Genomic DNA, 8,096 nt, shown 5'->3' on the forward strand with positions numbered 1-8,096 from the left:
CTTTTTCTAGTTAGCTTCTTTTATATCTTTTCTATTTATAACTTTATATACCGTTAAAAATAAAATATATAAATCAAATCCTAAAGATTTTCTTTGTATATATTCCTTATCATAACTAACTTTTTCATATATACCAACTTCATCTCTACCATTTACCTGTGCCCACCCTGTTATTCCTGGTGTCACATTGTAAACTCCTTGTTCTAATCTTAGCTTATTTAGTAACTTTTCTTCAACTATAACAGGTCTAGGTCCAACAAAACTCATATCACCTTTTACTATATTAAGTAATTGAGGTATTTCATCTATACTAGTAACTCTAAGAATCTTACCTACCTTAGTGATAAATTCATCTGCATTTATTAATTCCTCCGTTGAAACATTAGGTGCATCTATCTTCATTGTTCTAAATTTATATATCTTAAATACTTTTCCATATTGTCCGACTCTTTCTTGTTCAAATAATATAGGGCCTTTTGAGTTTAATTTTACACATACTGCAACTATAACTAATATGGGGCTTAATAGTATTATCATTATCAAAGCTAAAAAACGTTCTAATATTTTCACGTATGTTTCCCTCCCTAAGTAGAATATTTTTTCATGATTTACTATATATTATTGCACTTCTACTTAAAATGATTTATGACATAATCTATATAATTGTATCATATTTTTCTATATTTTCATAGTTATTTACATTTTAATTTGTGACAAAATAAATTATTTTATTTATTATTTAAATTATTTTTACCATAAAAAAATAAGTCATATCATGTAAATTTACACAAAATGACCTAAATTTCCTATTTTTTATTTTTGATTTTTTTTAAAATTTTATCACTAATTATTGTAATTTCTTCTACCTTTAACATTATAATCAATATAACATAAGCTATAGCACCTATAATTATAGCTACAAATAAAGCTATCATCTCTACTAATGTACCTGAACCTAGCGCTCCAATTAATATATTATAAGTTAAAACACTTATAACTCCCATTATAACTGCTGATACAAAAGACTTAATTATAACTTTAATTATCTTATCTTGTCCAAAGTATCCAACTTTTTTCTTAAGACTTCTAAATAGTAATACTATAGTTAAAATAGCTGATATACTAGTTGCAAAAGCAAGACCATTATGACCCATAAATCTAACTAATATAATATTTAATACTATATTAATTCCCATAGCTATAGCTCCATTTATCATAGGAGTCTTAGTATCTTGTAGAGAGTAAAATACCTTTCCTAAAATATCTCTAATACCAAAGCCTATAAGACCTATAGAATAAAACACTAATGCACTTGCAGTCATAGCAGTAGCATGAGCATTAAACTCTCCTCTTTCAAATAAAAACTTAACTATAGGAGTAGCAAGTACCATAGCCCCTACAGATACAGGTATAACTAAAAGTGTTATAGTATTTACACTAGTCACAACTGCTTCAGTAAACTTTTCCTTATTATCATCACTAGATAACTTAGATAACATGGGATATATTACAGTTGATATAGATGCTATAAACATTGATATAACAAATAAATTAAGTCTATTTGAATAATTTAACGCAGTAACACTTCCTTCTGTCAGAGTCGATGCTAAAGTTCTATCTACCATAGTGTTTATTTGATTAACTGCAACACCTATAAAAACAGGACCAACTAACCATAACATATTTTTCATATCTTTATCTTTAAATTTAATATATGGCTTATACCTATATCCTTTTTTTATAGCAAAAGGTAACTGGAATAAAAATTGACTAGCCAATCCCAAAAATGTACATATTGCTAATATAAAAGGACTTCTGCCTACACTCAAAATTATACCTATTATTATAAAGACATTAAAAGGTATACCTATTAACCCTGGTACAGAAAAATTATTCTTAGCCTGTAAAAAGGCAGTCATTAAATTACTTAACCCCATAAATATAATACCTACGATTATAATTCTAGTAAAATATATTGCTAATTCTAAAGTTTCACCCTCAAACCCCATAGCAAATACCTTTACTAAAGGCTTTGTAAATACTATCCCTAATATTGCTACTACTATACATATAGTTAACACTATATTAAAAATATTATTTGTAAATTTATTTGCTCCTTCTTCACCTTGCTCATTGCTTACTGTATAGTACATTGGTATAAATGTAGTGGCAATAGCTGTACCAACCGCTGCAAATATGGTATTTGGCATATTAAGCGCTATTAAATATGCATCTGTGTAAGATGACATACCATATGATGAAGCTAGCACCAACTCACGTCCGAAACCTAACACTTTTGACAACATAGTTGCTATCATAAGTGCTAATGTTGCTTTAGCTACTTTACTCATAAACCCTCCTGTTGATTATTACTTTTCATTATCCTCTCATGATATCATATTTCAATGAAAAAGTAACCTCTATAAAATATTTTACGATTCATAGTAATAATATATAAAGCTATTACTTTTTAAGTTTTTGTTTATTTATCAAAAAAATTGGTAAACAGAATAATTTCCAGTTGCATAATATCCTTTTTCAGATTATATTTGGTCTAAGCTTTTACAACTTGCTTTATTTTATACTTTAATGAATAGAATTAAAATCTATAGCACTTTTTATTCTCCTTACTAATAATTTTTAGGAACTAGATTTCTAGTGTAATATATTCTTCTTCATTTCTAAAATTATCTTTATTATAGTTAACATGTATTCATTACCCCTTAAAGAGTATTGATAAAATAAAAGTGTTTCTATATATAAGTCTACTGGAGAATTTATGATTTTTTAATACGTCTAAGTGGCAATACAAAAAGATGACTAAAATTTCTAATCGTAAAATTTTTAGTCATCTTTTTAATATAATTTTATCTATAGTTTTTAATTTATCAACTTCATATTAGTAACTATAAATGTATAATTAAATACCATTTCTAAGCTTAGATTTTAACCACCCTGTGATACCATCAAATAATTTTAAGTTATTATTTAATATGCTAATCAAGTAAAGCCTCTCCTTTGTTTTGTATTTTTTTGCAAATTAACAACAACAAATTTGAGACTTTTTTCATACAGTTTTTACTTTTCAGGTGAAATATTATAATCTATAAAATTTAATGCCTACACCTTATTAAGGGTAACTTTAATTATTTAGATGAATAATTAAAGTTTTTTTAATATAATTTATTTTTTAGTATTATTTTAATGTATTTTCTATTCCTTTACCTATTTGAGTTCCCATCAATTGTCTTTTTTGTAAATTATTAACAAGGAGTTGATCATTTTCATTATCTATAAATGAACATTCAACTATTACAGAAGGAGCTTGACTTTCTCTTATCATATGATAATAATCTACTCCAGTGCTAGTAACTCTTGTCTTTATTCCTCTGTTTTTAAGGCTAAATTTTTCTAATATACTGTTTAATATATTAGTTGCTAAAGTTTTACTAGTTCCACCATTTACATCTGCAGATTTGTAGTATACTTCTACACCACTAGCTAGTGTATTATATGAATTATAATGAATACTTGTTAGTAAATCTGGTCCTATAGAATTCGCCATTGAGGTTCTTTCTGCTAAAGCCATAGTAACATCCTTGTCTCTAGTAAGTACAACATTTACACCATTATTTCTTAAATACTGTGCAGCTGCTAAAGAAGTATCTAGTGTATAATTTTTTTCTTGTATAGTTGAGTTTACTTTATTTAAAGCTCCAGAATCTGCTCCCCCATGTCCTGGATCTATTACAACAGTTTTTTCACCCGAATTACGCTGTGATAACTTATATGCCATATCATTTATAACATTATCTTGTATTCCTCCACCAACTTGATATACAACATTAGAAGACTTATTTGTTAAGTTATTTTCATGATATGAAGATACATAATTTGTTGGATTTATAAGTATTGGCGAATTTAACTTAGCAGCTAAAGGTCCCGCAGCTAGAGCATCTACTAATACATCTGACTTTGCAACTAATACAGCATCTAAATTTTCCTGAGGATAAAATCTTTCGATAACCTTAGCATTAGTTTCATGTCTGTCGCTTCCATATACCCTATTATAGTAAATACTTCCCGAAACAGGAGTAGTTATATCTGCAACTTGATGTATAACATCGGTTGTTAAAACCTCTTGACCACCTATAAAATATGCATCGGTTAAATTTTCATTTTTTAACCAGTTATAAGTTGTATCTGGTAACTTAGTTTGTTCACTTAAAATTATAGGCTGTTTATCTTGACCTGCTTTTCCAGCTATAGTAAGAGCATCTACTTCACCCTTATATCCATTAGCTATATAAATTTTGTTAACATCGTGATTATCATCTATTTCTTTAGCTATTTTTAAAGAAGTTTCATATCTATTAATTCCTGCTATACGTCTAACTGTTTTTCCCGTAGCAGTTCCTAGATTTGTCACAGTGTTATTAGAAATAACTGACTCTCCGCCTATTACTATTACTTCACTAGGATTTAAACGTTTAATTTCATCCATAGTCCTTTGTGGTATACTATCTTTATTTATAAGAAGTATTGGTGCATCATAAGTAGTAGCTAATGGTGTGGCTGTTACTCCATCTGCTATAGCATCCCCATTTACTAGTATTACCTTACTTGCTCCATTTGCCCATCCTTCTTTGCTTATTTGAACAGCAGTATCTTGTCTGTCTACTCCCACAAGTTTTTTTATGGGAGCTGCTGTTTTTTCAATATATGTTGTAAGAGATCTTGCGTTTTTAATTATATATTCTTGAGTTACTTTATAGTCGTCTAAATTTAATCCCATATTTTCTAAATCTGTTTTGTTTAGTATTTTAGGATTTTCTTCATTATTTATAGTTATATTTTCAATTGACCATACATTTAAGTATTCTGGGTCTTTATTGAAGTTTATTTCACCTTCGTATGTATTTGTTTCTTGATTATAGTTTAGTGTTGTACTAAGTGGCATATCATAGCATAAATAGTTTAATGTTATGCTATTAGCATTTTGCTTTTCTTTGAAAGATATACTTACTTTTGATTTATATCCTAATAATACAGTTCTTTTTTCTAGGTTTATGTTAATATTTGAATTACTTTCCATATTGATGTTAGCTGCAAATGATATACTTGGCGCAACTAAAGTTACTGATATTATCCCTGCTGTAAGTAATTTTGTTAACTTTTTCATCAAATTACCCCCTATTTTTTATTAATCAGAGTACATTATAACATATATAGAAGGTAAAATGCACATTTTGCATAAATTAATCGAATAATAAAAAACTGTAGGTATATTTATTTTTCCACAAACCTACCTATAATCCTATATTTAATATCAATTACAATAAATGTATGTAGAATAGTAAAAATAAAGGTGAAATTTATAAATGAATCCCTAGTTTTTCAATATCTTCTTCCTTAACTAGTGGTTCCCACCCCCAAGTCCGCAATGGACTTTTACTATTAAGTTGTTGCCTCTATTGGGTACACGTAAAAAAACAAAAAATTTTTATGGTTATTTATTTCTATTTTTATAAATCAAACCTATACTATTGAGCAACGTGTGCTTGAATCACTTACATAATATATTTGAATTAATTTTTTTATATTTAAATAAATAATCAAAGCATATACCATTTTAGATATGTGCTTTGATTATTTATTCCATATATATTTTTGGTTTAGGGCATACTTATAACTACTCCATTTTTATCTATTTCTATTCCATCTTCTACAACTATGTCATAAGCCTGTTTTCCATCTTCGTAGAAATAATATATTTTTCCATCTATTGTCTTTAATCCGCTTTGCATTACTCCTTCATTATTAAAATAGTATTTATTGTCATGTATAACCTGCCATCCTGTTCTAACTATTCCATCCTGTTCAAAATAATACATATTGCCGTTTATCTCTTCCCACCTTTTTTGCATTGTGCCATCTGGATTGAAATAATATTTTTTACCGTCTATAGTTTGCCAACCGGTTAATACTATTCCACCATTGCCAAAGTAATATTTATATCCTCCATACGTTTGCCAACCTAATCCTAATTGTCCATTGTTATCAAAGAAATATGTTTTGCTATCTATTTGTGTTATTCCTACTGTTACATATCCTTGATTTGTAAAATAGTATTCCTTATTATCTATTGTTTCCCATCCCTTTATAGTTGTGCCGTTTGTTGCAAAGTAATATTTCTTTCCATTTATAGTTTGCCAACCTGTTCTCATTACTCCATCTGCTCCAAAGTAATAAGTTTGATTATTTATTGTTTTAAATTGTGTTTGCATTACTCCATTTGAATCATAGTAATATTTTTTGCCGTGTATGGTTTGCCACCCCATTAGTGCTATTCCATCATTGCCAAAATAATATTTACGTCCTCCATATGTTTGCCAGCCTGATGCTAATTGCCCATTGTTATCAAAGAAATATGTTTTACCATCTATTTGTGTTAATCCTACTGCTACATATCCTTCATTTGTAAAGTAGTATTTCTTATTATTTATTATTTGCCATTCACTTCTCATTACTCCGTCTGCTCCAAAGTAATACATTTTATTATTTATTGTTTTAAGTTGTGTTTGCATTACTCCATTTGAGTCAAAGTAATATTTTTTACTATTTATTTTTTGCCAGCCTATTCTCATTATTCCGTCTACTCCGAAGTAATAAGTTTGATTATTTATTTTTTTAAATTGTGTTTGCATTACTCCATTTGAGTCAAAGTAATAATTTCTATTGTTTATTGTCTGCCAGCTTGTTACCTTTTGTCCCTTTGAATTATAGTAATATGTCTTACCATCTTTAGTTTCCCAACCGGTTTTTACTGGTGGTTTTGGTGGGTTAGGTTTATTTGTATCTTGTAATCTTATTCCATAACCTGCTGCAATTTGTTTGAAACTTTGGTCTGTATATTTTAAAATCACATCGCTTCTATTTGGTATTCGATCAAATAGCCATCTTACTTCTTTGTTATGCATTCTTATACATCCACCTGATATATGTTTTCCTATTGAGCTTTCATTATTATTTCCATGTATCGCGTATGTTGTACCATAAGTTCCTCTTATACTTAATCCTAACCATCTATCTCCTAAAGGATTTCGTGGACTTCCTCCTGGTATTCCTCCTGAGTAGTATGGTCTGTTTTTTATTTTATTTACTATTTTAGATTTACCTGTTGGTGTTGGTGTACTTCTTTTACCTGTTGCTACTGCAAATTCTTTTATCAGTTTATTGTTTACATAGTATCCCATTCTATTTGTTTTGGTATTGATTATTAGCAGATGCTTACTTGCTGCTTCTACATAAGACATTGTTGGTACTGATATTACTATTATTAGTGCTATTGTAAGCATCATGGTAAGATACTTTTTTATTTTTATATCCATCTCCCATCCCCCTCTACAATATTTAATAGTTAGACTCACTTAGCATTATTTCCTTTAGTCTTATTGCCCTCAAATATTTGTATTTTCAACAATTTTATAGCGTTTATTGGTTTTGGTTCAAAATAATTTGTTGCAAAAAAATAAAGCATCTTGTTTTTAGATGCTTTTTATATTTAAAAATACTAGGTTTTATTAATGAATTTTTGATTTAAGTTTCTGTGTTTACTTCACATCTATTAGGGTTACTACTTTGCTACCTCTATGAATCTTGACACATTTCTTCTATTGAATATTTAGCTTTCCATCTAAGTTCTTTTTCAGCTTTTGTATGATCTGCATAGCAAGTAGCCATGTCTCTTTCTCTTCTTGGTGATATTTTATATGGTATTTCTACGTTACTAACTTTTGAAAATGCTTTTACTAACTCAAGTACACTATATCCTTTATCTGTACTTAAGCTATATTACTTCATAACCTGATTCTAAAAGTTCTATACAGGTATAACTTCCTATATACCCTGCTCCACCAGTTACTAAAACTGCCACAGTTTTCACTCTATATGTAATTAATTAAAATTATTCTTTATCAATAGCTACTTCTTGTATAGTTTTTGCGTTATTATCTGCATCGCTTACTACTTTTCTCATTTAATTTATTAAATTATCTATTAAGTTATCTATTTTTAAAGAAAATTCTATATTTTCT

The 8,096-nt window shown here is 28.2% G+C and carries 5 protein-coding genes and 1 pseudogene; all 6 read right to left on the reverse strand.

Features of this window, described 5'->3' with window-relative positions; translation table 11 throughout:
- Nucleotides 1-6 precede the first annotated feature (6 nt).
- Nucleotides 7-570 (reverse strand): sugar transferase, encoded by a 564-nt coding sequence (locus VLM92_RS00585; RefSeq protein ID WP_325274412.1) that lies wholly within the window; start codon nucleotides 568-570, stop codon nucleotides 7-9.
- A 236-nt stretch (nucleotides 571-806) separates the two neighbouring features.
- Complete coding sequence (gene murJ / locus VLM92_RS00590) at nucleotides 807-2,351, reverse strand: murein biosynthesis integral membrane protein MurJ (protein ID WP_325274413.1); 1,545 nt, start codon at nucleotides 2,349-2,351, stop codon at nucleotides 807-809.
- Between the two features lie 845 nt (nucleotides 2,352-3,196).
- A complete protein-coding gene (locus tag VLM92_RS00595) occupies nucleotides 3,197-5,182 on the reverse strand; it encodes an N-acetylmuramoyl-L-alanine amidase (RefSeq protein WP_325274414.1) in 1,986 nt (661 codons plus the stop codon).
- 493 nt (nucleotides 5,183-5,675) lie between these two features.
- Nucleotides 5,676-7,391, reverse strand: a complete 1,716-nt coding sequence (locus tag VLM92_RS00600) for a L,D-transpeptidase family protein (RefSeq protein WP_325274415.1) — start codon at nucleotides 7,389-7,391, stop codon at nucleotides 5,676-5,678.
- Between the two features lie 259 nt (nucleotides 7,392-7,650).
- Nucleotides 7,651-7,803 (reverse strand): annotated as a pseudogene (locus VLM92_RS00605) (GDP-mannose 4,6-dehydratase); the annotation flags it as partial.
- A 46-nt stretch (nucleotides 7,804-7,849) separates the two neighbouring features.
- Nucleotides 7,850-7,945: an NAD-dependent epimerase/dehydratase family protein gene (locus VLM92_RS00610; RefSeq protein ID WP_325274416.1), complete on the reverse strand. Its 96-nt coding sequence runs from the start codon at nucleotides 7,943-7,945 to the stop codon at nucleotides 7,850-7,852.
- Between the last annotated feature and the right edge of the window lie 151 nt (nucleotides 7,946-8,096).

The sequence above is a fragment of the Romboutsia sp. genome (assembly GCF_035470145.1).
Classification (GTDB): Bacteria; Bacillota; Clostridia; order Peptostreptococcales; family Peptostreptococcaceae; genus Romboutsia_D.